The sequence below is a fragment of the Micromonospora parva genome, assembly GCF_000718515.1.
Lineage (GTDB): Bacteria > Actinomycetota > Actinomycetes > Mycobacteriales > Micromonosporaceae > Micromonospora > Micromonospora parva.
In genome coordinates, this window is sequence record NZ_JNZS01000002.1 from 179,468 (window position 1) to 203,047 (window position 23,580).

Here is a 23,580-nt window from a genome sequence, read left to right on the forward strand (position 1 = left end):
ACTAGAGCACAATAACCCCCGCGCCGCTCGTCGCGTCAATAGGACCCCGTTACGGCCCGCCGTGAGCTCCGGCCCGGACTACTCCTGGCGGACCAAGGGGAAGAGGATCGTTTCCCGAATTCCGAGGCCGGTCAGCGCCATCAACAGCCGGTCGATTCCCATTCCCATACCGCCGGCCGGCGGCATTCCATACTCCATCGCCCGAAGAAAGTCCTCATCGAGACGCATCGCCTCGTCGTCGCCACGGGCGGCCAACTGCGCCTGGGCGACCAGCCGCTCCCGCTGCACGATCGGGTCGACCAGCTCGGAGTACCCGGTGCCCAGCTCGAAGCCGAGCACGTAGAGGTCCCACTTCTCGGCCAACCCCGGCTCGCTGCGGTGGCCCCGGGTGAGCGGGCTGGTCTCCTCCGGGTAGTCCCGGACGAAGGTGGGCGCCTCCAGGCCGGGAACGACCAGCTCCTCGAACAACTCCTCGGCCAGCTTGCCCGGGCCCCACTTCGGGTCCACCGCCAATCCGACCTTGTCCGCGTACTCCACCAGGCGTGAGCGTTCGGTGCGGACCGTGACCTCCTCGCCCAGCGCTTCGGAAAGCACACCGAACAACGTCACGGACCGCCACTCGCCGCCGAGGTCGAACTCGCGCCCGTCGGCGTGGGTCACCACAGTCGAACCGCTCACCGCGATCGCCGCCTGTTGCACGAGATTACGGGTCAACTCGCCGATCGTGTCGTAGTCGCCGTACGCCTGGTACGTCTCCAGCATCGCGAACTCCGGCGAGTGCGAAGAGTCGACACCCTCATTACGGAAGTTGCGGTTGATCTCGAAGACGCGGTCGACGCCGCCGACCACAGCGCGCTTGAGAAACAGTTCGGGAGCGATTCGCAGATACAGATCGGTGTTCAACGCATTGCTGTGGGTCACGAACGGTCGAGCCGTCGCGCCGCCATGCAGCAGTTGCAACATCGGCGTTTCCACCTCGATGAAGCCCTGCCCGTGCAGTGAATCGCGCAGACTGCGTACGGCGGCGGCCCGGGTACGCACCATCTCCCGTGCCTGCGGCCGGACAATCAGGTCGACGTAACGCTGCCGGACGCGCGCCTCCTCGGACAGCGGCTTGTGGGCCACCGGCAACGGTCGCAGCGCCTTCGCCGTCATCTCCCAGTGCTGGGCCAACACCGACAGCTCACCCCGGCGGCTGGTGATCACCTCACCGGTGACGCCGACGTGGTCGCCGAGGTCGACCAGGCGCTTCCACGCCTCCAGCCGCTCCGGCCCGACCCGGTCCAGCGAGAGCATCGCCTGCAACTCGGTGCCGTCGCCGTCCCGCAGGGTCGCGAAGCAGAGCTTGCCGGTGTTGCGTACGAAGATCACCCGGCCGGTGACAGCGACCTGGTCGCCGGTCGCGGTGTCGGTCGGCAGGTCGGCGTAGGCCGCCCGGACCTGCGCCAGGGTGGTGGTGCGGGGGAAGCCGACCGGGTAGGGCTCGACACCCTCGGCGAGCATCCGGTCCCGCTTCTCCCGGCGGACCTTCATCTGCTCGGGAAGGTCGTCGGCGGGGTCCACTGGCACGGGGTTCTGCTCGCTCACGGCACGCTTCCTCGTCACGATGACTACGGGGGGTCAGGCCCGAGCGTACTCAAGCGCTCAGGTGGCTGTTACCGGATAACCTGCCCGTCATGGCGGATCACACTCACGCCCTGTCCTTCGGCGTCGCGGCGAGTGACTATGACCGCTTTCGGCCACGTTATCCCGAAGCTGCGGTCCGCTGGGCCCTCGGCGGGCTGCGGGCGGGCCAAGTGGTGGATCTCGCGGCCGGCACCGGCATCCTGACCCGCGCCGTGCTGGCCCTGGGCCACCAGGTCGTACCGGTCGAGCCCGATCCGGGGATGCGGGCGCAACTCGCCGTCAGCACCCCGGGCACGACCGCGCTGGCGGGCACCGCCGAGGCCCTGCCGCTGCCCGACTCGGCCGCGGACGCGGTGCTGGTGGGCACGGCGTACCACTGGTTCGACCGGGAGCCCGCGCACGCCGAGATCGCCCGGGTGCTCCGTGGCGGTGGCACCTTCGCCCCCCCTGTGGAACATCCGTGACGACAGCGTCGACTGGGTGGCCGAGCTGGGTCGTATCGCCCACTTCGGCGACAACTCAGCCAGCCTGGCGGGCAACGACCACCCCGACTTCGGCTCCGCCTTCGACCCGATCGAGCGGCGCGAGTTCCGGCACCACAGCACGCTCACGCCGGACGAGCTGCGCGGCGTGGTCCGCACCCGTTCGTACTGGCTCACCGCCACCACGGACGATCAACGGCGGGTCGAGCGGGAACTGACCGAACTCCTGAACACCCACCCCGCCCTCGCTGGCCGGGACACCATCGAGCTGCCGTACCGGACGCTGGTGCTGCGCGCCCGACGCCGCTGAGGTCCACCCGACGGCCGCCCCCGACGGCGGCCGGGGTCACCGGTTGCGCTCGTAGACCATCCGCAGGCCGATCAGCGTGATCATCGGCTCGTGGTGGGTGATGGTGCGGCACTCGTTGATCACCAGGGAGGCGAGGCCGCCGGTGGCGATCACCGCCCGCACCTCGCCCAACTCCTCGGTCATCCGCTCGACGATCCGGTCCACCTGCCCGGCGAAGCCGAAGTACAGGCCGGCCTGAAGGCACTCCACGGTGTTCTTACCGATCACCGAGCGGGGCTTGGTGGCCTCCACCTTGCGCAACTGCGCCGCCCGAGCGGCCAGCGCGTCGAAGGAGATCTCGATACCCGGGGCGAACGCGCCGCCCAGGAACTCACCGCGCTCGCTGATCACGTCGAAGTTGGTGGTGGTGCCGAAGTCCACAACAATCGACGGGCCGCCGTAGAGGGTGTACGCCGCCAGGGTGTTCACCACCCGGTCGGCGCCCACCTCCTTCGGGTTGTCGATCGCCAACTGCACGCCGGTCCGCACACCGGGCTCCACGATCACGCTCGGCAGGTCGGCGTAGTAACGGCCGAGCATGGTCCGCAGCGACCGCAACGCGGCCGGCACGGTGGAGCAGGCGGCCACGCCGGTGATCTCGACGTTGTCCCCGGCGAGCAGACCCCGGAACTTCAGGCCCAGCTCGTCCGCCGTCGAGCGGGCATCGGTCTTGATCCGCCAGGAGTGCACCAGCTTGTCGCCGTCGAAGGTCGCCAGCACGGTGTTGGTGTTTCCGATGTCGATGCAGAGCAGCACGCACGCAGCCTAGACAACTAGTCGGTACGCAGGTCCATCGCGATGTCCAGGATCGGCGACGAGTGCGTCAACGCGCCCACCGAGAGGAAGTCCACGCCGGTGGCCGCGTACCGGCCGGCCACCTCCAGGGTCAGCCCACCGGTCGCCTCCAGCTCCGCCCGGTCACCCACCGCGGCCACCGCCTCGGCCAGCGCCTCCGGCGTCATGTTGTCGCAGAGCAGGAAGTTCGCCCCGGCCTCCACCGCCTCCACCGCCTCGTCGACGCTGGTCACCTCGACCTGCACCGGCACCTCCGGGAACGCCTCCCGGACCCGCCGGTAGGCCGCCGTGATGCCCCCGGCCGCCAGCTTGTGGTTGTCCTTGATCATGGCGACGTCGTAGAGGCCCATCCGCTTGTTGGTGCCACCGCCCGCCCGCACCGCATACTTCTCCAGAGCCCGCAGGCCCGGCGTCGTCTTGCGGGTGTCCAGCACCATCGCCTTCGTACCGGCCAGCGCGTCCGCCCAGGCCCGGGTGTGGGTGGCCACCCCGGACATCCGGCAGAGCAGGTTGAGCGCCGTCCGCTCGGCCGTCAGCAGCAACCGGGTCGGGCCGGTCACCGTCGCCAGCACGTCACCGCGGGCCACCCGCTCACCGTCGCGGGCCAGCACCGACACCTCGACGGTACGACCGAAGCCCGTCACCTCACCCACCAGCTCGAACACGGCGGCGGCCACCGCCATCCCGGCCAACACCCCGTCCGCGCGGGCCACCAGGTCGGCCGTGTCGGTCTGCTCCGCCGGGACGGTGGCCACGCTGGTGACGTCCAGGAAGTCCGGGCCCAGATCCTCGACCAGCGTGCCCTCGATCACCTGCCGCACCTGTGCCGGGTCCAGCCCGGCCGCCTGCAACGCCACCGCCGTCGGCCCCGTCAACGCCATCTCCGTCGCGCTCACCGTGAACTCCCCTCCCACTGTTGCGTCACCCGGCCCTGCGCCCCGACCGCCCCGACGAGATGGCCCAGCCACCGTTCGTCGGCCGTCGGAAAGTCCTCCCGCCAGTGGCAGCCCCGAGTCTCACCACGGGCGTACGCGGCGGCGACCAGCGTCGACGCCACGGTCAGCAGGTTCGTCGCCTCCCAGTCGGCGGTGCGCGGGCGACCCCGGGCAACACCCAGCTCGGTCAACGTCCCGGCCGTCTCGGCCAGCGTCGCCGCGGATCGGAGCACCCCGGCCCCCCGGGTCATCGCCCGCTGCAGGGTCGGCGTCACCTCCGCCGGCAGCACCCAGCCCGTGCCGCCACGCCAGGCGCCGACGTCCGCCGGCTGGGCCTGCTCGGGCAGGCCGGCCGCGATGTCCTCGGCGATCCGCCGGGAGAAGACCAGCCCTTCCAGCAGCGAGTTGCTGGCCAGCCGGTTCGCGCCGTGCACGCCGGTGCAGGCCACCTCGCCGCAGGCGTACAGGCCGGGGATGGAGGTACGGCCGCGCAGGTCGGTCCGGACCCCGCCGGAGGCGTAGTGGGCGGCCGGCGCCACCGGGATCAGGTCGGTCGCCGGGTCCACGCCGATCGCCAGGCAGGACGCCACGATGGTGGGGAACCGACCGGCCAGGAAGTCGCCGCCCAGGTGCCGCGCGTCGAGGAAGACGTGGTCCGCGCCGGTGGCCACCAATACCCGGTGGATGCCCTTGGCCACCACGTCCCGGGGGGCCAACTCGGCCAACTCGTGCTGGCCCACCATGAACCGCTTGCCGTCCGCGTCCACCAGGTACGCGCCCTCGCCGCGCAACGCCTCGGAGACCAGCGGCTGCTGCGCGTGCCCGGCCCCGGGCACCCCCGCGCCGGCCGGGGTGATCAGGGCGGTCGGGTGGAACTGGACGAACTCCACGTCGGTCACCGCCGCGCCGGCCCGCAGCGCCAGCGCCACCCCGTCCCCTGTGGAGACCGCCGGGTTGGTGGTGGCCGAGAAGACCTGCCCCATTCCGCCGGTGGCGAGCACCACCGCGCGGGCCAGCAGTGCGCCGACGCCGTCCTCGCTGCCCTCGCCCAACACGTGCAGGGTGATCCCGCACGCCGGTCCGAGCCCGTCCGGGCCGTCGCCGGGCGCGCGCAGCAGGTCCAGCACGAGGGCGTGCTCGACCAGCCGGATCCACGGGTCGCGCTGCACGGCGGCGTGCAGGGCACGCTGCACCTCCGCGCCGGTGGCGTCCCCGCCGGCGTGCACGATCCGGTCCGCCCGGTGCCCGCCCTCGCGGGTCAACATCAACGAGCCGTCCGGGTGTCTGTCGAACTCGGCGCCGATCCGCATCAGCTCACGCAGCCGGGTCGGGCCCTCCTCGACCAGCACCCGGACCGCCGCCGGGTCGCACAGCCCGACCCCGGCGACCTCGGTGTCCCGGGCATGCGCCGCCGGGGAGTCGGCCGGGTCGAGCACGGCGGCGATGCCGCCCTGCGCCCAGCGGGTCGAGCCATCGTCGATGTTGACCTTGGTGACCACCGTGACGTGCAGACCCGCCTCGCGCAGGTGCAGCGCCGCGGTCAACCCGGCCACGCCGGAACCCACCACGATCACGTCGGTGGTCTCCACCCAGCCGGGCGCTGGCGCGGCCAGCAGCGTGGGCAGGGCGGGCAGGTCGACGGTCGGGAAACGCATTCCCCCAGTCAACCCGAACCGTCCTCGCCCGGGGCGGCGGGGGCGGGACGAGTGGTTTGGGCGACGCCGTCCGGCGCCCGCCGCGCCGCGTCGACCGTCAGGCCAGTGTCACTTCGTCCGCACCGGCAGACCCGCCGGGCCCGCGCCCTTCAGGGAGGCGGTCACCGTACGGTCGCTGAGCCACAGATAGCAGCGGACCCCCCGATCACCGACCTTCCACCGCCCCGCCCCCGGCGGCCGGACCACCACCCCGCTGCGGAAACGCAGCGTGGCGTCGTCCGGTACGCCCGCGTACCGGGCGAGGACGCTGCGACAACCCGTGTAGAGCGGCAGCCAATCGGCGTCCTGGGTCGGGTACGGCCGATCCGGTGCCCGCCACACCCCGACGAACTCCGCGTCGTGCTGTGCGCCGCACTCCACCGGGATCAACGTCTGCACCCCCCGGGCGGCGCCCGCGCGGGTCTGCTGGCAACCCAGGCGCAGCGCGGTGGGCCCTTTCAGGGCGTCCCGCAGACTGCCCGACCGGACCACCACGGTGGCCGCCGCCTCGACGGTGGTCAGCTCGGTGACGTCACAGCGGAACCACCGGGAACCCGCCGCCCAACCCGGCCCGTTGGGCAGCGCCACTGACAGCCGCAGCCGGCCCGACCGCCAGTCGTCACCCAGGTAGCCGGCCGCCCGGGTGTCGCACTCGGCGAACGCGCCGCGCAACTCCGCCGAACCACCCGCCGGGGCGGTCGTCCGCTCGACCGGGAACGCCCCCACGTGCACGGTCTCCAGCCGGTGCGGGCCGGCGCAGTCCACCGGCTGGTAGCTGGCCAGGCTGACCAGATCGGTGAAGTCGGCGGCGTGACACACGCCGGCTGCCGGGGTGAACGCCGACGGCGCCGGCAGGGCCGCCCAGTCGTCGGTCAGATCACCGTCCAGGCCGTCGGACCCGGCACAGGCCACCAGCAGCGCCGCCGCGGCAACAGCGGCGAACAGGGTCGTCATGGCACGGCGCATCGCGGCCTCCCCCAGCCACCGACCGGCTTCCGCCAGCGCGCCCAGGGTAACCGGAAATGACAGTCCGGTGACAGACCGGAATCGTGCTACCCGGGATCAGACTCCGGACACGGCCAACGGGCTGGGCACCGGGTTCCCGGCCGTGCCGGGTGCCGCCGCAGCCGGGTCGGCACCCAACTCGATCACCCGGTTGTCGGCGTCGACGTGCACCACCCGGGGCCGGTACGACCGGGCCTCGGCGTCGTCCATCTGCCCGTACGAGATCAGGATGACCAGGTCACCGGGGTGCACCAGGTGCGCGGCGGCACCGTTGATACCGATCACGCCGCTGCCCCGCTCGCCCGGGATCACGTACGTCTCCAGCCGGGCGCCATTGGTGATGTCCACGATCGCCACCTGCTCGCCGGGGAGCAGGTCGGCGGCGTCGAGCAGGTCCTCGTCCACCGTCACCGAACCGACGTAGTGCAGGTCGGCCTGGGTCACCGTGGCTCGGTGGATCTTCGACTTGAGCATGGTCCGCAACATCGGGATGGCCTTTCGCGGGATTGGTGGAGGGTGGTGCGGCCGGGTCAGGGGCGCGGGGCGAGGTGGATCGCCGCGTTGTCGATCAACCGGGTGGCACCCACCCAGGCGGCGATCACCAACCGGGCCGGCCCGGACACCGGTCCCGGTTCCAGGTCGGGGTCGGTGAGCACCAGGTAGTCGAGGCGGGAACCGGGCGTACCGGCACCAAACGCGGCGTGCGCCGCGGTCAGCACCGCCCCCGCGTCCCGACCGTCGTCGGCGGCCCGCGCGCCGGCCCGCAACGCGGCGGACAGGCTCAGCGCGGCGGCCCGCTCCGACTCGCTCAGGTAGCGGTTGCGGCTGGACAGGGCGAGCCCGTCCGGCTCGCGGACGGTCGGCACGCCGACCACCTCGACCGGCACGTCCAGGTCCCGGGCCATCCGTCGGACCAGGGTCAGCTGCTGGTAGTCCTTCTCGCCGAAGAACGCCAGGTCCGGCCGGGTGAGCTGGAGCAACTTCAGCACCACGGTGAGCACGCCGTGGAAGAAGCCGGGACGACTCGCCCCCTCCAGCTCAGCGCCGAGCGGACCCGGGTCGAGGCGGACCCGGGGCTGCCCGTCCGGGTACATGTCCGCCACCGACGGGGCGAAGACCAGATCGGCGCCCGCCCGCCGGCACACCTCCAGGTCGGCGTCGAGGGTGCGCGGGTAGCGGTCGAAGTCCTCGTTCGGCCCGAACTGCAACGGGTTCACGAAGATCGTCACCAGCACGTGGTCGGCCTGTTCCCGGGCCGCGCGCAGCAGCGTCTCGTGCCCGGAGTGCAGCGCACCCATGGTCATCACCACCCCGACCGTGCCCTTCAGCCCGGCCCGGGCCTCGGCCAACTCGGCCCGCGTGTGCACCACCTGGGTCATGCCGCCACCTCCCGACCGCTGTCGGCCAGCACACCGAGCAGCGACTGTGCGTCCACCGGCCGGAGGCGGCCGGCGGCGATCGCCCGGTCGGCGGTACGACGGGCCAACGCCAGGTACGCGGGGACGGACTCCGGCGCGGTGGCCACCAACCGGTCCAGGTGCCGCCGTACGGTGCCCGCGTCGCCACGGGAGACCGGGCCGGTCAACGCGTCGTCGCCGAGCCGCAGCGCGTTCTCCAGGGCGGCCCGCAGCAGCGGGGCGAGCACCTTCTCCGGCCGGGACACCCCGGCGTCGCGCAACCGGTCGGTCGCCTCGTTGACCAGGGTCACCAGGTGGTTCGCGCCGTGGGCCAGCGCGGCGTGGTAGAGCGGGCGGTCCGACTCGGCCACCCACTCGGGCACGCCGCCGAGGTCGGCGACCAGTCGGGCGGCCAGCGGGCGCAACTCCGCCGGGGCGGTCACCCCGTACGAGATGCCGTCGAGGCGGGGCAGGTCGTCCGGCGTACCGGTGAAGGTCATCGCGGGGTGCAGGGCGAGCGGGCGGGCTCCGGCCGAGACGGCCGGCCCCAGCACGGCCAGGCCGTGCGCTCCCGAGGTGTGCGCGACGATCTGGCCCGGGTGCAGCGCACCCCGCTGGGCGAGGTCGGCCACCACGGCGGCCAACCGGTCGTCCGGTACCGCGACGAGCAGCAGGTCGGTGGCGGCGTGGGCCACCGCGGCGGCCGGGCGGCGGGGCACCTCGGGCAGCAGCAGGGCGAGGCGGGCGCGGCTGGCTCCGGAGCTGCCGGAGACGGCGGCCACCCGGTGCCCGGCGGCGGCGAGCGCGGCACCCAGCACGGCGCCGACACGGCCCGCGCCGACGACACCGACGGTGAGCAGACGGGAGGTGGCGCGGGCGCCGGGAACGGCGCTGTCCCACGACGCGGCAGGCCCGGGCGGGGCGGCCGGACGCGGGCGCATCGGTGCGCTCATGTCGATGATCCAGTCCTCGAGAAGGGGTACCGGTCGATCGCAAGTATGCGCCCGGCCCGCCGAACCGGGACAAGCATGTGTGAAAACCTTCACCACCGACGAGACGGCTCGTCAGGGCGTTTCGGTAGGGGCTGACGTGATGGCGCGTAGCTCGGCGGCCACCTCGGCGATCAGGTCGCTGAGCGGGGCGTCGCTGCCGGGCGCGACCCAGCGGGCGTACGCGACCCGGAAGACCGTCGCGCCCGACTCGGTGGCCAGGGTGGCAGTGGTCTCGTCGAGGCCCCTGGCGCGCAGGGCGGCGGTGACGGCGGCGGCGAGTGAGCCGGTCTTGCGCAGTTCACGCTCCTGCAGCTCCGGGCTGCTCTCGATGATGGCCTGCCGCGCCCGGACCAGTTCGAGACGGTCCGCGAAAAGCTCCTCCGCCACCCGGCGGAAGGCGGCGACGACCGCCTCGAACGGGCCGGCGTCGGTCTCGGTCACCGCCTGGACCAGGACCTCCTCGACGTGCCCGCTGCCGCTGAAGAGTGCCTCGCGCTTGTCCCCGAAGAGCCGGTAGAAGGTGCGTTTGTCGAGGCCGGCACGGGCGGCGATGTCGGCGACGGTGGTCTGTTCGAAGCCGCGCTCGCGGAACAGCTCGAAGGCGGCCGCCTCCAGGCGGCCGCGCGCGTCCGGTTGCCAGCGGGCCATGCGGCGATGGTATCCGACGTCACACTGCGACATTAAGTTCGTCCGGATGTCGCTATGTGACATCACTCGGGATACGGTTATGTCGCAAGGTGACATCGACACTCACGAAGGAACCACCATGCGCGTATTCGTCACAGGCGCCTCCGGCCACCTCGGCTCCGCAGTCGTCCCGGAACTGCTCTCCGCCGGGCACGAGGTCGTCGGCCTCGCCCGCTCCGACACATCCGCCGCCGCCATCGAGAAGCTCGGCGCCCAGGCACACCGCGGCGACCTGGCCGACCTCGACGTGCTTCGGGACCAGGCGGTCGCCGCCGACGGCGTCATCCACCTGGCGTTCCGCCACGACCTCATGGTCAACGGCGACCTGGCCGGTGCCGCCAGGACCGACCTGGACGCCCTCACCGCACTCGCCGACGGCCTGGCCGGCTCCGGCAAACCCCTGGTCGGCACCAGCGGGACGGCCATGCTCGTGATGGGTGGCATCGTCGGCCGCCCCGGCACCGAACACGACACCTTCCCGGGCGGCGGCTACCGGATCGACGCGGAGAACTTCGTGGCCGACCTCGGCTCCCGCGGTGTGCGCTCCTCCATCGTCCGGCTCGCACCCACAGTGCACAGCTCCCTCGACCGCTACGGCTTCATCAGCACCATCATCGCCGCGGCCCGACGCAGGGGCTACGCCGCGTACGTCGGCGAGGGCACCAACCGGTGGCCGGCCGTCCACACCCTCGACGCGGCAGTGCTCTACCGACTCGCCCTCGAAAAGGCCCCAGCCGGCACGCGCCTGCACGGAGCCGCCGACGAAGGCGTCCCCTTCCGACAGATCGCGGCAGCCATCGGCGACAACCTCGGCCTCCGGGTCCGCAGCATCAGCCCCGCCGAGGCCGACGAGCACTTCGGCTTCCTCGGCTCGTTCGTGCAGATCGACAACCCCACGTCGTCCGCCCTCACCCGCGACCTGCTGGGCTGGACCCCGACCCACCCCGACCTGATCGCCGACCTGCACGAAGGGCACTACTTCCGGACGGCATGAACGGCACGACCCCGGGCGGGGATCACGGGTCGGCCCACAACCGGTGACCGTAGGGTCGGCACGGTGACGCACCCTGACCTGATGCCGATCCGCTGGCGGGACGCCATGAACCAGGCCCTCTACGGGCCGGGCGGCTTCTTCGTGGCCGGCGGCGGGCCGGCCGCCCACTTCCGGACCAGCGTGCACGCGTCCCCGGCGTTCACCACCGCCCTGCTGCGCCTGCTTACGCAGGTCGACGCCGCCCTGGGGCATCCGTCGCGGTTCGACGTGGTCGACGTGGGGGCTGGGCGAGGCGAGCTGCTGCGGGCTCTCGTCGGGCTCGCGGTGGGGGTTTCCGGGGAGCCCGCCCACTCCGGGCGGTCAGGCTTGATCCCTGCGTGGTCGGGCTCCCCGGAAACCCTGACTCCCACGGCCTCCGCCCGTCCGCTGGGCGGGGAGCCGTCGTCCGGCAATGTCCGTCCGTCGCTTGCGGAACGTATCCGCTTCACAGCAGTCGAGTACGCCGACCGCCCCGAGAACCTGCCCGAAGAGATCAGCTGGACCGCTGAGATTCCCGACGGGATCACCGGACTGTTGATCGCCACCGAATGGCTGGACAACGTCCCGTTGGACGTGGCAGTGCACACCGCCGATGGCTGGCGATACGTGCTCGTCGACCCCGACAGCGGCGCGGAGACGATCGGCGAGCCGGTCACCCCCGACGACCTCGACTGGCTCACCACCTGGTGGCCCAGCCTCACCAGCTCCCCGAGTGCGACCAGCGACCCGGATCCGGGGTTGACCTCGACTGACGCGACCAGCGGAAGCGAGTCGGGTTTCCGGGCAGCCCGGCCGGCGCAGGGATCAAGCCTGACCGCCCGGAGCTGGCCGGGCTGCCCGGAAACCCCCCACGGCAACCACCGCGCAGAGATCGGTAGACCGAGGGACGAAGCCTGGGCGAACGCGGTCCGGAAGATCAGCCGAGGGCTGGCGGTTGCCGTCGACTACGGGCACCTACGCGACGAGAGGCCGGTGGACGGGACGTTGACCGGGTACCGGGGTGGGCGGCAGGTGCCTCCGGTGCCGGACGGGACGAGTGATGTGACAGCCCACGTGGCCATGGACTCGGTCGCCTCCGCCGGTGCGGCGGTCGCCCGGTGCGCGTACTCAATGGTTCCGCAGCGGGAGGCGCTGCGGGCGCTCGGGGCCGACGGTGGGCGACCGCCGCTCAGCCTGGCCGGCACCGACCCGGCCGGCTACGTGCGGGCGCTGGCCGCCGCGTCGGCGGTGGCCGAGCTGACCGACCCGGCCGGGCTCGGCGGGCACCTGTGGTTGCGCCAGCCGGTCGGCATCCCGCTCGGGTCGGTCGTGGCACGATGACGGGCATGACCACCGACGCCGGGGACCTTCGTGAACTGACCGTCGGCACCGGGGCCGGCCTGGTCGCCGGCACCGGTGATCAGCAGCTCGGCACCGACATGGTGCTGAACATCGGCCCGCAGCACCCCTCCACGCACGGTGTGCTGCGGTTGAAGCTGGTGCTCGACGGCGAGCGGGTGGTCGCCTGCGAACCGATCGTCGGCTACATGCACCGGGGCGCGGAGAAGCTTTTCGAGGTGCGTGACTACCGGCAGATCATCGTGTTGGCCAACCGGCACGACTGGCTCTCGGCGTTCTCCAACGAGCTGGGTGTGGTGCTCGCTGTGGAACGCCTGATGGGCATGGAGGTGCCGGAGCGGGCCACCTGGCTGCGGATGGCCCTCGCGGAGCTGAACCGGGTGCTCAACCACCTGATGTTCCTCGGCTCGTACCCGTTGGAGATCGGCGCGATCACGCCGATCTTCTACGCCTTCCGGGAACGCGAAACCATCCAGGCGGTGATGGAGGAGGTCTCCGGCGGCCGGATCCACTACATGTTCAACCGGGTGGGTGGCCTCAAGGAGGAGGTGCCGTACGGGTGGACCGGGCGGGCCCGCGCGGCGATCGGTGAGGTACGCCGCCGGTTGCCCGACCTGGACCACCTGATCCGCCGCAACGACATCTTCCTGGCCCGCACCGTCGGCGTGGGTGTGCTGTCCGCCGCGGACGCCGCCGCGTTCGGTGCGTCCGGCCCGGTGGCCCGAGCCTCCGGGCTCGACCTGGACCTGCGCCGCGACGACCCCTACCTGGCCTACGACGAGCTGGACGTGCCGGTGGTCACCCGGACGGCCGGGGACTGCCACGCGCGGTTCGAGGTGCTGCTCGACCAGGTGTACGCGTCGCTGGATCTCGCCGAGCAGTGCCTGGACCGGGTGGATCGGCTGACCGGGCCGATCAACACCCGGCTGCCGAAGGTGCTCAAGGCGCCGGAGGGACACACGTACGCCTGGACAGAGAACCCGCTCGGCATCAACGGCTACTACCTGGTGTCGCGGGGCGAGAAGACGCCGTGGCGGTTGAAGCTGCGCACCGCCTCGTACGCGAACGTGCAGGCGTTGGCCACCCTGCTCCCCGGCTGCCTGGTCCCGGACCTGATCGCGATCCTCGGCTCGATGTTCTTCGTGGTCGGCGACATCGACAAGTGACCCGAGCCGGCTGACCGGTCAGCGCCAGCGGTCGGCGGGTGGCGCGCCCCCGGCGCGCGGCACGTCGTCCTGGGGCGGGTAGCCGTAACGCTCGTCGACCCGCCGCCGGCCGGTCCGTTCCGGCGCGGGTTCCGCCTGGTGGCCGCGTTGGCGCGGTGGACGCCACTCGTCGGGCACCGGCACACCGCCCGCCGGCAGCGCGGGCCGGCCCGGCTCGTCCCGCCAGCCACCGTCGCGGTCGCGGCGACGCGCCGGCTCGTAACCGCCGGCCTCCTCGTGGCGGCGCGACTCCTCGTAACCGCTGGCGTCCTCGTAGCGGCGCGGCTCCTCGTAACCGCCGGCGTCCTCCTGGCGGCGCGGCTCCTCGTGGCGGACGGCGGCCCAGCGGTCGGCCATCCGGTACTCGGTGCCGGTGGCGTCGGCGTGCACCTCGGCCCGGCGTTCGCCGACCCGCAGCTCGCGGCCGTTCTCGTCGTCGCGGACGGCGGCCCACCGGTCACCGGTCCGCAACTGCGACCAGTACTCGCCGGTGTCGTCAGCCCGCAGGGGCGGCCCGGGCTGCGGCGCGGCAGCCGCCCGGTCACGCTGCTCCGACCAGCCCCGATCGTCCGGGCTGTCCCAGGAGGCGGCCGCCGGCCGCTCCGGGGTGCGGTGCGACCGGGAAGGCGGGGTGGGCTCGTCGGGTGGGGCGTACCCGTCGCGCCGGTCGGTCCACTCTGGTTCGTCGCGGCGGCCCGTCCAGCCCGACTCGTCGCCGTACCCGGCTCGGGGGCGCTCGTCCGGCTCGTGCCTCGCCCGGCCGGCCGGCCGGGGGCGCTCGTCCGCGTCGCCGCCCCGGGTCCACTCCTGCGCGGGCGGGGTCCACTGGCCGGCGTACCCGCCGCCGTAGCGCCCGGCGGGTTCGGCCGCGCCGCCGTCCACCACCGTGTGCCGGGTGGTGACGTGCACGGTCTCGGTGTGCCTGACCACGCCACCCGGCCGGTGGGCCGGTTCGGGGCGGTCGTGCTCCCGGGGTCGGGCTGAGCCGTACGCGGCGGCCGTTGGTCGTTCCCCGCCGTACGTCCCGGCGGTGGCCGGTGGCTCGGGGGCTGCCCGCGCGTACCCCGGCTCGTCGTCGTCCGGGTGCTCGGAGCGCCCCCACCGGGGCGCGTCGTCGGGGCTCGACACCCGGGCCCGGCCGGCCGACGCGTCACCCGGGACCCGGCTACGGGCCGCCGGCGTGTCGTCCACCGGCGGCTCGACGGCAGCCACCCGCGCCCGCCCGGCGCCCGCTGGTTCGACAGCGGGGGCGGCACCGGCGAGAGCGGCACCGCTGACGTCGAGTCGGCGACGCACCGCGGCGATCGCCTCCTGGGCCCGTTGCGCCTGGTCGAGCGCCTGATTGCCGCGTTGCGCGGCGGCCACGATCTCGCTGCGCAGCTCCCGACGCAGCCCTTCGATCTCGTCCAGCAGCTCGTCGGTCCGCACCGAGTCGACCTCGCCCTCGGGCCGCAGCGCGATGGACAGACCGATCAACACCACCGCGAGGATGGCGAGCACGGCGGCGAAGCGCAGCGGGCCGTTGCCGTCGGCCACCAGCAGGATCAGCGCCGCCACCGGGGCGAGGGCGACGCCCGCCCAGAAGAGCATGGTCAGCAGCGGTGGTTGACGCCGGGCGTCGGGGGTGGCCGGGGCTGGCATGGATGTGCAGCCTACCCACGATGTCCGGCGGAGGGAACGGGTCCCCGGGACGCGCGGACGCCCCCGCCCGGTCGGGGGCGGGGGCGTCCACAGCGCGTGCGGGGAGGGCTCAGCTGGTGGCGAAGGCACCATCCGAGGAGAAGATCAGGCCCACGCTGATCGAACCGTCGCGCAGCCCGCTCTTGGTCAGCGGCCCGCCCTGGTCCAGCGAGGAGAACTTGCCGACCGACAGCCCGTACGTCTTCTCCAGGCCCGGCTTGCAGAACGGACGCTGCTCGCACTCCGGCGGCCCGCCCAGCACCGTCGCGCTGCCGGAGCACTTCGCCGCCAGCTCGGAGAGGGTCCGCACGCCGTACTTGTCGGCGAAGGCCTGGGTCACCGCGAAGGCGTTCTGGTCCTGCGCGGCGGCCGGGGTGCCGAAGGTGAGGCCGGCCTTGTCGCCCTCGGCCTTGAGCGCGGTCACCGTGGCGTTGATGTCCGGCGAGGAGATCGGCTGGGCGTTCTGGCCATTGGCCTTGGTGTTGAGGAACTCGGCCATGGTCGCCGCGTACTCCGGGACGACCTGGATCTCGCCCTTCTCCAGAGCCGGCGCGTAGAGCTCCCGGTTACCGATCTGCTGCACCTTGACCTGGTAACCGGCGGCGGTGAGCGCGATCCGGTACAGCTCGCCGAGGATCTGACTCTCGGCGAAGTTGCCGGCACCGACGGTGATGTCGCCGCCCGGGCCCTTGGCGATGCCAGCGGTGAGGTTGTTGGCGGACGCGAACTCCTCGGCCGCCACCTTTGGGGTCTTGCGGTCCTCGTTCACCGCCTTGTTGAGCTGGATCAACTTCGGGGTGTCGAGCGCGGCGGAGACCTTGTCCAGTGCCGCGATCAACTGCGGGTTGGCCGCCTTGCTGTTGACCGCCGGAATGACGTTGTCGGAGTTCTGGAGCTTCTTGTCGTCCTGCAGAGCGATGAGCTGCTGACCGGCGACCGGGGCGCACCCGGCGCCGGAGGCGCTCGACTGCGGTGCGTCGGTGCCGGACGAGCCGGCGTCACCGCAGCCGGTGAGGAGCGCTGCCCCGGCGACGGCGCTGACCGCCCCGATCGCCAGACGTGTACGTGCGCGCATGTGCCCGCCTTCCGTGTCCCGGCGCGGCCCGTCCCGGGCCGGCCGCGTGTCCGACGGGCGATCCTGACTGTCGGCCGCCCGCGAATATCCACCCAACATCCTCCGCAACCGACCGACAACTTGGGATGGACTTCGTCACCCCATCGTCACCGAACGAACCGGGCCGGGTGGTCAGTTCGACGCCGGCCCACCCGGACGGGTCACGCGCTGCCGGTGGCGTCGGCGGCCCGGGGGCGTCCCAGGCGCTGCCGCCCGCGTCGCAGTGGTTTGGGGGTGACCAGCCGTTCGACACCGCCCAGGACCACCTCGGCGAGCAGCGCGAGCCCGGCCACCAGCACACCGCCCGCGACGATCTGCCCGCCGCCGGCCGCGATACCGATCCCGAAGCCGGTCCGGATGATCTGGCCCAGGCCCCCGCCGTTGACGAAGGACGCCAGCGCGGCGGTCGCGATCACCTGAACCGCTGCGGTCCGGAAGCCGGCCGCCAGATAGGGCACGGCCAGCGGCAACTCCACCCGGCGCAGCAACTGCGCGCTGGACAGACCCATCCCCCGGGCCGCGTCCCGGGCTTCCGGGTCCGCCTGCCGCACCCCGGTGTACGCGTTGGCCAGCAACGGAGGCACGGCGAAGACGGCCAGCGCCACCACTACCGGCGTCTTCCCGAAGCCGCTGGCGAAGACCACCGGCAGGATGGTCAGCAACGCCAGGGTGGGGATGGCCAGGGTCGCGTTGGAGATCAGCACCACCAGACCGCCACCTCGGCCGAGGTGCCCCAGCCAGAGTCCGAGCGGCCAGGCCACCAGGCACCCGAGCGCCACCGCCAGGGCGGAGATCGTCAGGTGCTCGCCGAGCCGGTCCAGCATGCCGCCAGGGTTGGTCCAGTTCAGCGGGTCGTTGATCCAGGTGATCGCCTGCCCGATCGGGTTCGCCGCCACGATCACCGCGCCCTCCGGGGGGACCAGGGGGTCACCAGCCGGGCGACCAGGATGAGCAGCAGGTCGAGCACCACCGCGAGCGCCACGCAGAGCAGCGCGGCGGTCATGATCTCGGCCTTGTAGAGGTTGTTCTGGAAGCCCGCGAAGATCAACTGCCCGAGCCCGCCGTGCCCGACCAGCACCCCGACCGTGACCAGCGCCACCGTCGAGACGGTCGCCAGCCGTACGCCGGTCACGATGCCCGGCAGCGCCAGCGGCAGATCGATCCGGAACAGGCGCCTCCACCTGCCGTAACCCATGCCCTCGGCGGCCTCGCGCACCTCCGGCGGCACCTGGTTGAGACCGGCCACCACGTTGCGCACGATCAGCAGCAGCGCGTAGAGGACCAGCCCGACCAGCACCGTTGTCGCACCGGTGCCCAGGTACGGGGCGATGAACGCGAAGAGCGCCAGAGACGGGATGGTGTAGACCACCCCGCTGACAGCGAGGATCGGGCCGGCGAGCGGACGGAACCAGTACGCCAGCACCGACAACGGCAGGGCGATCAGCACCGCGATCACCACCGCCCGCCCGGTGAGGGAGGCGTGTTCGCGCACCGCGGCGAGGATCGTGTCAGAGTTGTCCCGCACGTACTGCCAGGAGAACCAGGGGTTACCCGGGTCGGCCAGGTAGCTCAGGCGGAAGGACATACGTGGACGTTACCCCGGAGGCTGCCAGCGTGGCCCAGTCACCTCGCGCGGCGTCGATCTCCCTGCACGGCATCCAGAAGCGCTATCCGAACGGCACCGAAGCTGTCCGGGACCTCAGCCTGGACGTCCGGGCCGGCGAACTGGTGGTGCTGATCGGCCCGTCCGGCTGCGGCAAGTCGACAGTGCTGCGAATGATCAATCGCCTGATCGAGCCGACCGCCGGCCGCATCACGCTCGGCGACGAGGACGTCACCGACGTCGACCCGGTGCGCCTACGCCGTCGGATCGGGTACGTGATCCAGAACGTCGGCCTCTTTCCACACCAGACGGTGCGGGCCAACGTGGCCACGGTGCCGGGCCTGCTCCGCTGGCCCAAGAGCCAGACCCGGGCCCGGGTGGACGAGCTGCTCGACCTGGTCGGGCTGGACCCGGCCGAGTTCGGTGGTCGCTACCCGCACGAGCTGTCCGGTGGCCAGCGTCAGCGCGTCGGGGTGGCCCGCGCACTCGCCGCCGACCCGGTGGTGCTGTTGATGGACGAGCCGTTCTCGGCCGTCGACCCGATCGTCCGGGCCCGCCTCCAGGAGGAGTTCCTGCGCCTTCAGGCCGAGGTGCGTAAGACGATCGTGCTGGTCACCCACGACCTCGACGAGGCGGTCCGACTCGGCGACCGGATCGCGGTGCTCTCCGCGGGCGGGCACCTGGAGCAGTACGACACCCCGGCCGCCCTGCTCGGCGCACCCGCCACCGAATTCGTACGCGAGTTCGTCGGCGCCGACCGGGGCATCCGCCGACTGGCGGTGACCCCACTGGACCGTGACGCGCTGGAGCCGGTGCCCGACGGCACCGCAGCGGACCTGCCCACCGTGACGGTGGACGGCTCCGCGTACGACGCGCTGGCAGTCCTGCTCACCTCGGGCCGGGACCGGCTCCTGGTGACCGACGCCGGCCGCCCGGTCGGCACGCTCAGCCGACAGCGCCTCCTCGACCTCGGCCGACAGGCCACCTGACCCGCGACCGAGGCTGACCCCGCCTCGGTCGGGTCGGTCAGGCGCGACCACCCAGGCTGGCGACGCCGATGATCCACCCGGTGAGGAAGCCGTAACCGGCACCGCTGCTGGCGCCCTGCAGGGTCCCCAGCAGCGACGGTGCCGGGCCGAGCAGCACCGCCAGCACGGCGGCCAACCCACCGGCCAACACGTACGCGGCCCAGCCGGAGAAGAACTGGCTGACCGGGCCCGGCACCCGGGCGACCTGGGCGGCGGGCAGCAGGTAGAGCAGGGCCACCGCCAGGACCACCAGCAGCACGGCCCGCACGTCGGCGGCGAACAACCCGCCGGCCTGCCCGTCCGCGTCCAGCCGCCAGGCCGGCCAGGCGAGAAGGCGCGCGTAGAAGGCACCGCCCGACTCCGGGTCGGTCAGGGTGGCGGCCCAACCGGTGTACGCCGGACTGCCGCAGATGCCGACCAACAACAACACGGCCAGCGCGCCGGTGCCGGCGGCCGTGCCGTAGCGGCTGACCGGGCCGGAACGGTGCAGGAACGACGCCATCCGCCTAGCCCTCGCACCGTTGGATCGGGCGGACCTGGGCTGCCCCGGGCGGCTCAGTGCTTCATCAGGTAGTCGATGAAGGCGGCCCGCAGCAGCGGCGCCGACTCCTCGTACCCGTGACCGGTGAGCTCCCGCCACAACGCGTTGGCCTCGTCGATCGTCGGGCCGATCGAGTTCGGGGCGCCGTCCAGCACGGTGGCCTCGTCCGCGTTCGGCAGATGGCGGATCACCGACCAGTAGAACTTGACGTCGCGACGCTCCCGGGCCAGGGCGAACGCCCGCTCCCGCAGTTCCTCGGTGGGCAACGCGTCAAGCTCTTCGAACGAGGTTCCGCCGGGGGTGGCGGCAGGTGTGTCGGTCATGTCGCCGAGCCTAACTGTCGAGATCAGCTCCGGCTCGGCGGACGCGACGCGGCTCACCGACCGTCGGTGTCCCACTGCCGCGGGCCGTCCTCCCAGCGCGGATCCCGCCACGGGTCGGCGGGCGGGGGCGCGGCCTGGGTCGGCAGGGTGGGCGGCCAGTTGTCGACCGACTGCTGCTGCGGCATCGTCCAACCCGAGCTGATCGTGCCGTCGCTGACCGGCTCGGGCTGCTCGGGGCCGCCCGCCCGGGGCCGCCCGAGCGTCTCGACCAGCCGGGTCGCCAGCAGCCCGACGCCGAGCGCGGCCCCGCCGACCACCCAGTTGCTCAACGTCCAGTCGCGTTCCGACGCGTACACCTGGAAGACGGCGACCAGACCGACCGCCAGCAGCGTGCCGAACACCCCGCCCCGGCGGCCGTACGCGCTGGTGCCGGCGAGCAGGGCCACGCCGACTGCCAGCACGGTCCAGTCCAACCCCGAGGTCGGCGCCACCGGGCCGGGGTCGTTCGCGGCGAGCAGCACACCGGCGAGAGCGGCCAGCACCGTGGAGACGACCAGCGCGACAGCGGTCACCACGGCGGCCACCGCACCCCGGCGGCGGGCCGCATCGACGACCGGCCGGTACCGGCCGACGAGCCGGCGGATCGCCCGGATCGCGCCGAACAGCCCACCGAGGACGGCCACCGCGGCGAAGCCGGCGAAGAGGTACCCGGCGCTTCTGGTCGGTTCGTAGTCACCCTGCACCAGCACGGGCGCCGAACGGCGTTCGATGTACACCACCACGGCGGCGGCACCGGCCAGGCTGGCGGCCCAACCCGGCACGTGCAGCACCACCACGGCCAGCGCCAGCACCAGCCCGCCCACCGCCGCGACCGCCACCGCCGGGCCGATCGACGCCGGCAGGCCCCGGTCACCCTGCTCGGCGTAGTGCAGCGCAGCCGCCACCGCGACCGGGCCGATGGCCAGGTTGGGCGCGGCCGTCCGCAGACTCAGCCCAGCGGCCAGTGCGAGCAAACCCAACCCGACCGCGTCGATCAGCAGGGTGCGCAGGTTGCCGTCGCGCACCGCGGCCGGGTCCTCCTGCCAGAGCAGCCAGCTCACGGCCGCCAGACCGGCCAGCAGCACCAGCTCCCACCCCAGGTGTACGCCGATCCGGTCCCGGCCGGGTTCACCGTGGGTGGGGTCGTCGAAGACGTTCTCCAGTACCGCGGCCGGCACCCCCGACGAGGGCTCGGCCGACCGGTCCCGGCCCGCTTCTTCGTACCCCATGACGCCGCCTTCCCGGTGGCCGACCGCCCCCGGTCCGGCGCACGGACGGACCCTGGGCGGCCTCGCTCTCTGATCGCAGGCACCGTACCCGCGCCCGCAGCCGGGCGTAACCCCCTGCTCAGCGCTGGCCGGGGCGGCTCTCGCGCGGGTCCTGCTCGCGCTCGTCGTCCGGGCGTTCCGGCACCCGACAGGAGCGCTCCAGCCAGAGCGCGGCGCCGACCAGGGCCAGTGCGGCGAGCAGGCCCCCACCGGCGGCCGGTCGATCGTCCAGGGCGGCCCGGGTGGTCTCCACGAAGAGCCAACCGGTGAGCCCCGCGTAGAAGCCCGCGAAGATCGCCGCAGCCAGTGCCGACGCCTTGGCCAGCACCACGAAGCGGGCGACCATCAGCGGGTTGACCGGGTCCCGGCCCGGCTTGCGCTCGATCCGACCCCGCGTGTTGATCGCCGCGTACGCCTCCAGCACGGCGAGCCCGGCCAGCGTCACCACCGGCAGCCAGGGCAACCGGGGAATGCCGCTGTAGTAGAGGGTGCTGATCAGCAGCCAGGCCACCGCCGCCGCGGCCAGCCCGGCCACGACCAGTGTCGAGATCCGGGTGGGGCCCATCCGGGACCCGTCCGGGCCCGACCCGCGGGGTGGGGGCTTCGCCTGCGTCATGCCGGCCGGTTCCGCTCGGTCATGCCGTCGACTCTAACGCCAACTCCGGCCGCGGACGCAGTTCCAACGCCTCGTCCGCCGCCGGGCCGGTGGTCAGCAGGTCGGTCAGCCAGCCGTGACCGGGCAGCTGACCGTACGGCTGGATGTCGATCCACGGGCGCAGCACGAAGGCGCGCAGGTGGGCCCGGGGGTGCGGCAGGGTCAGCTCCGCGTCGTCGCTGAGCACCGGCTCGCCGTCGTCGCCCCAGACCGCGATCACGTCCACGTCGAGGGTGCGCGGCCCGAACCGCCGCTGCGGGTCCCGGACCCGACCGGCCGCACGCTCCGCGTCGCGGGCCCGCTCCAGCCAGTCGCGCGGGGTCGCGCTGTCGTCCTGGGCCAGCACCACCGCGTTGAGGTACGCGGGCTGGTCGGTGTCGCCCCACGGTGGAGTCTCGTACACCCCGGACAGTACGAGCACCGCGTCGCCGAGGGTGGCGACGGCCGTACGCAGGTGCTCCAGCCGGTCGCCCAGATTGCTGCCGAGCGAGAGGACCGCCCGGGTCACCGGGCACGCGCCCGGGTCATGGTGACGGCCACGTCGGTGAAGGTGTGCGGCACCGGAGCCTCCGGCTTGTGCACGGTGACGGTCGCGGAGTCGACCCGCTCGTCTGCCAGGCAGACCGTGAGGAGCCGGTCGGCGAGGGTCTCGATCAGGTTGACCGGTTCCCCGGTCACCACCGCGACCAGGCGTTCGGCCAGCTCGCCGTAGTGCACGGTGGCGGTGACGTCGTCGCTGGCCGCGGCCGGGCCGAGGTCCAGCTCCAGGACGGCGTCGACAACGAAGTCCTGCCCCTGTGCGCGTTCGAAGTCGTACACCCCGTGCCGGCCGTGCGCCCGCAGGCCGGTCAGCTGGATCCGGTCCGTCGTCATCGCCGTACCTCGTGTTCGTGATCGTGTTGCGCTCGCCAGTGGTCGCGGGATGCGGCGGCGAGACGGGGGCTGCCGGTGGCGGCCCAGACGGCGAGCGCGTCGGTGGTGGCCCGTACGTCGTGCACACGTACGCCCCAGGCGCCCGCGGCGACCGCCAGCACGCTGGTGGCCACGGTGGCAGCCTCCCGCTGGGCGGTCGGTCGGGGCGTGCCGTCCGCTGCGGCGAGCAGGCCGCCGAGATACGACTTCCGGCTGGCCCCGAAGAGCAGCGGGTAGCCGAGGTCCAGCAGCTCCGGCAGGCGGGCGCTGAGCTCCCAGTTGTGGGCGGCCGTCTTGGCGAAGCCGAGCCCGGGGTCGACGACGAGACGGTCGGCGGCCACCCCGGCGGCCAGCGCCGCGTCGATCCGTTGGGCCAACTCGGCCCGCACGTCGGCCACCACGTCGGTGTAGGTGGCCAGCTCGCGCATCGCGCGGGAGTGGCCACGCCAGTGCATCAGCACCCACGGGCAGCGCGCGTCGCGGACCACGCGGGCCATGTCCGGGTCGGCCAGGCCGCCGGAGACGTCGTTGACCACGGCCGCGCCGGCGGCCAACGCGGCCTCCGCCACCCGGGCGCGGCTGGTGTCGACGCTCACCGTCACACCGGCGGCGGTCAGCTCACGGATGACCGGCAACACCCGCTCCGCCTCGGTCGCGGCGTCGATCCGCTCAGCGCCCGGACGGGTCGACTCGCCGCCGATGTCGACCAGGTGCGCGCCGGCGTCGCGCAGACGGACGCCGTGTCCGACGGCAGCGTCCAGGTCGGCGTACCGTCCGCCGTCGGAGAAGGAGTCCGGCGTGACGTTGAGGACGCCCATCACCACCGGGCCCGAGGCCCGCACCAGATCGGTCACGACTAGACGGTACCGGTCGCGGCAG

At 73.0% G+C, this 23,580-nt stretch carries 26 protein-coding genes; 6 read left to right on the forward strand and 20 right to left on the reverse strand.

Annotated features, from left to right (window positions below):
* Positions 1-78: 78 nt before the first annotated feature.
* Complete coding sequence (lysS, locus tag IF22_RS0102525; RefSeq protein ID WP_030327934.1) at positions 79-1,587, reverse strand: lysine--tRNA ligase; 1,509 nt, start codon at positions 1,585-1,587, stop codon at positions 79-81.
* 89 nt (positions 1,588-1,676) lie between these two features.
* On the opposite strand from lysS, the gene IF22_RS35725 reads away from it, so the two are divergent.
* The gene (locus tag IF22_RS35725) at positions 1,677-2,090 is read left to right on the forward strand and encodes a class I SAM-dependent methyltransferase (protein ID WP_245233494.1); all 414 of its coding nucleotides are present in this window, start codon (positions 1,677-1,679) and stop codon (positions 2,088-2,090) included.
* 16 nt (positions 2,091-2,106) lie between these two features.
* Positions 2,107-2,418, forward strand: coding sequence for a hypothetical protein (locus IF22_RS35730; protein ID WP_245233495.1), 312 nt, complete (start codon positions 2,107-2,109; stop codon positions 2,416-2,418).
* 36 nt (positions 2,419-2,454) lie between these two features.
* Here IF22_RS35730 and IF22_RS0102535 read toward each other — a convergent pair whose 3' ends face one another.
* The 8 genes from IF22_RS0102535 to IF22_RS0102570 form a co-directional block, all read right to left on the reverse strand.
* Complete coding sequence (locus tag IF22_RS0102535; RefSeq protein WP_030327937.1) at positions 2,455-3,213, reverse strand: type III pantothenate kinase; 759 nt, start codon at positions 3,211-3,213, stop codon at positions 2,455-2,457.
* A 17-nt stretch (positions 3,214-3,230) separates the two neighbouring features.
* On the reverse strand, positions 3,231-4,133 hold the full coding sequence (gene nadC, locus IF22_RS0102540) for a carboxylating nicotinate-nucleotide diphosphorylase (RefSeq protein WP_030327939.1): 903 nt from the start codon (positions 4,131-4,133) through the stop codon (positions 3,231-3,233).
* Positions 4,134-4,144: 11 nt separating this feature from the next.
* On the reverse strand, positions 4,145-5,842 hold the full coding sequence (locus IF22_RS0102545; protein ID WP_030327941.1) for an L-aspartate oxidase: 1,698 nt from the start codon (positions 5,840-5,842) through the stop codon (positions 4,145-4,147).
* A 108-nt stretch (positions 5,843-5,950) separates the two neighbouring features.
* Positions 5,951-6,847: a septum formation family protein gene (locus tag IF22_RS0102550; protein WP_030327943.1), complete on the reverse strand. Its 897-nt coding sequence runs from the start codon at positions 6,845-6,847 to the stop codon at positions 5,951-5,953.
* 96 nt (positions 6,848-6,943) lie between these two features.
* Positions 6,944-7,372: an aspartate 1-decarboxylase gene (gene panD, locus IF22_RS0102555; protein WP_030327945.1), complete on the reverse strand. Its 429-nt coding sequence runs from the start codon at positions 7,370-7,372 to the stop codon at positions 6,944-6,946.
* Positions 7,373-7,416: 44 nt separating this feature from the next.
* Complete coding sequence (gene panC / locus IF22_RS0102560; RefSeq protein ID WP_030327947.1) at positions 7,417-8,265, reverse strand: pantoate--beta-alanine ligase; 849 nt, start codon at positions 8,263-8,265, stop codon at positions 7,417-7,419.
* Positions 8,262-9,236, reverse strand: coding sequence for a Rossmann-like and DUF2520 domain-containing protein (locus IF22_RS0102565; RefSeq protein WP_030327948.1), 975 nt, complete (start codon positions 9,234-9,236; stop codon positions 8,262-8,264). Before IF22_RS0102565 ends, panC begins: the two co-directional genes overlap by 4 nt.
* A gap of 111 nt (positions 9,237-9,347) precedes the next feature.
* Positions 9,348-9,923: a TetR family transcriptional regulator gene (locus IF22_RS0102570; RefSeq protein WP_030327950.1), complete on the reverse strand. Its 576-nt coding sequence runs from the start codon at positions 9,921-9,923 to the stop codon at positions 9,348-9,350.
* Positions 9,924-10,041: 118 nt separating this feature from the next.
* On the opposite strand from IF22_RS0102570, the gene IF22_RS0102575 reads away from it, so the two are divergent.
* From IF22_RS0102575 to IF22_RS0102585, 3 genes are all read left to right on the forward strand, one after another.
* Complete coding sequence (locus tag IF22_RS0102575) at positions 10,042-10,956, forward strand: SDR family oxidoreductase (protein WP_030327952.1); 915 nt, start codon at positions 10,042-10,044, stop codon at positions 10,954-10,956.
* Positions 10,957-11,037: 81 nt separating this feature from the next.
* Positions 11,038-12,315 (forward strand): SAM-dependent methyltransferase, encoded by a 1,278-nt coding sequence (locus IF22_RS0102580; protein WP_030327954.1) that lies wholly within the window; start codon positions 11,038-11,040, stop codon positions 12,313-12,315.
* Positions 12,312-13,499, forward strand: coding sequence for an NADH-quinone oxidoreductase subunit D (locus IF22_RS0102585; RefSeq protein ID WP_209444462.1), 1,188 nt, complete (start codon positions 12,312-12,314; stop codon positions 13,497-13,499). The genes IF22_RS0102580 and IF22_RS0102585 overlap by 4 nt, the downstream gene beginning before the upstream one ends.
* Before the next feature lie 18 nt (positions 13,500-13,517).
* Here the strand turns inward: IF22_RS0102585 and IF22_RS0102590 are convergent, their stop codons facing one another.
* The 4 genes from IF22_RS0102590 to IF22_RS0102605 form a co-directional block, all read right to left on the reverse strand.
* On the reverse strand, positions 13,518-15,179 hold the full coding sequence (locus IF22_RS0102590) for a hypothetical protein (RefSeq protein WP_051708123.1): 1,662 nt from the start codon (positions 15,177-15,179) through the stop codon (positions 13,518-13,520).
* A gap of 109 nt (positions 15,180-15,288) precedes the next feature.
* Positions 15,289-16,293: a glycine betaine ABC transporter substrate-binding protein gene (locus IF22_RS0102595; protein ID WP_030327960.1), complete on the reverse strand. Its 1,005-nt coding sequence runs from the start codon at positions 16,291-16,293 to the stop codon at positions 15,289-15,291.
* Between the two features lie 200 nt (positions 16,294-16,493).
* On the reverse strand, positions 16,494-17,234 hold the full coding sequence (locus tag IF22_RS0102600) for an ABC transporter permease (protein ID WP_030327962.1): 741 nt from the start codon (positions 17,232-17,234) through the stop codon (positions 16,494-16,496).
* Entirely contained in the window at positions 17,231-17,917 is a 687-nt protein-coding gene (locus IF22_RS0102605) for an ABC transporter permease (protein WP_030327965.1), read from the reverse strand. The genes IF22_RS0102600 and IF22_RS0102605 overlap by 4 nt, the downstream gene beginning before the upstream one ends.
* A 2-nt stretch (positions 17,918-17,919) precedes the next feature.
* On the opposite strand from IF22_RS0102605, the gene IF22_RS0102610 reads away from it, so the two are divergent.
* Complete coding sequence (locus IF22_RS0102610) at positions 17,920-18,924, forward strand: ABC transporter ATP-binding protein (protein ID WP_051708124.1); 1,005 nt, start codon at positions 17,920-17,922, stop codon at positions 18,922-18,924.
* Between the two features lie 37 nt (positions 18,925-18,961).
* On the opposite strand, the gene IF22_RS0102615 is transcribed toward IF22_RS0102610, so the two are convergent.
* The 7 genes from IF22_RS0102615 to folP form a co-directional block, all read right to left on the reverse strand.
* Positions 18,962-19,465: a hypothetical protein gene (locus IF22_RS0102615; RefSeq protein WP_030327970.1), complete on the reverse strand. Its 504-nt coding sequence runs from the start codon at positions 19,463-19,465 to the stop codon at positions 18,962-18,964.
* 53 nt (positions 19,466-19,518) lie between these two features.
* Positions 19,519-19,827 (reverse strand): hypothetical protein, encoded by a 309-nt coding sequence (locus tag IF22_RS0102620; protein WP_030327972.1) that lies wholly within the window; start codon positions 19,825-19,827, stop codon positions 19,519-19,521.
* A gap of 53 nt (positions 19,828-19,880) precedes the next feature.
* Positions 19,881-21,095, reverse strand: a complete 1,215-nt coding sequence (locus IF22_RS0102625) for an ABC transporter permease (RefSeq protein ID WP_030327973.1) — start codon at positions 21,093-21,095, stop codon at positions 19,881-19,883.
* 118 nt (positions 21,096-21,213) lie between these two features.
* Entirely contained in the window at positions 21,214-21,750 is a 537-nt protein-coding gene (locus tag IF22_RS0102630; RefSeq protein ID WP_030327975.1) for a DUF3180 domain-containing protein, read from the reverse strand.
* Between the two features lie 19 nt (positions 21,751-21,769).
* On the reverse strand, positions 21,770-22,297 hold the full coding sequence (gene folK, locus IF22_RS0102635; RefSeq protein ID WP_030327977.1) for a 2-amino-4-hydroxy-6-hydroxymethyldihydropteridine diphosphokinase: 528 nt from the start codon (positions 22,295-22,297) through the stop codon (positions 21,770-21,772).
* Positions 22,294-22,662: a dihydroneopterin aldolase gene (gene folB / locus IF22_RS0102640; protein ID WP_030327979.1), complete on the reverse strand. Its 369-nt coding sequence runs from the start codon at positions 22,660-22,662 to the stop codon at positions 22,294-22,296. The genes folK and folB overlap by 4 nt, the downstream gene beginning before the upstream one ends.
* A complete protein-coding gene (folP, locus tag IF22_RS0102645; RefSeq protein WP_030327980.1) occupies positions 22,659-23,555 on the reverse strand; it encodes a dihydropteroate synthase in 897 nt (298 codons plus the stop codon). The genes folB and folP overlap by 4 nt, the downstream gene beginning before the upstream one ends.
* Between the last annotated feature and the right edge of the window lie 25 nt (positions 23,556-23,580).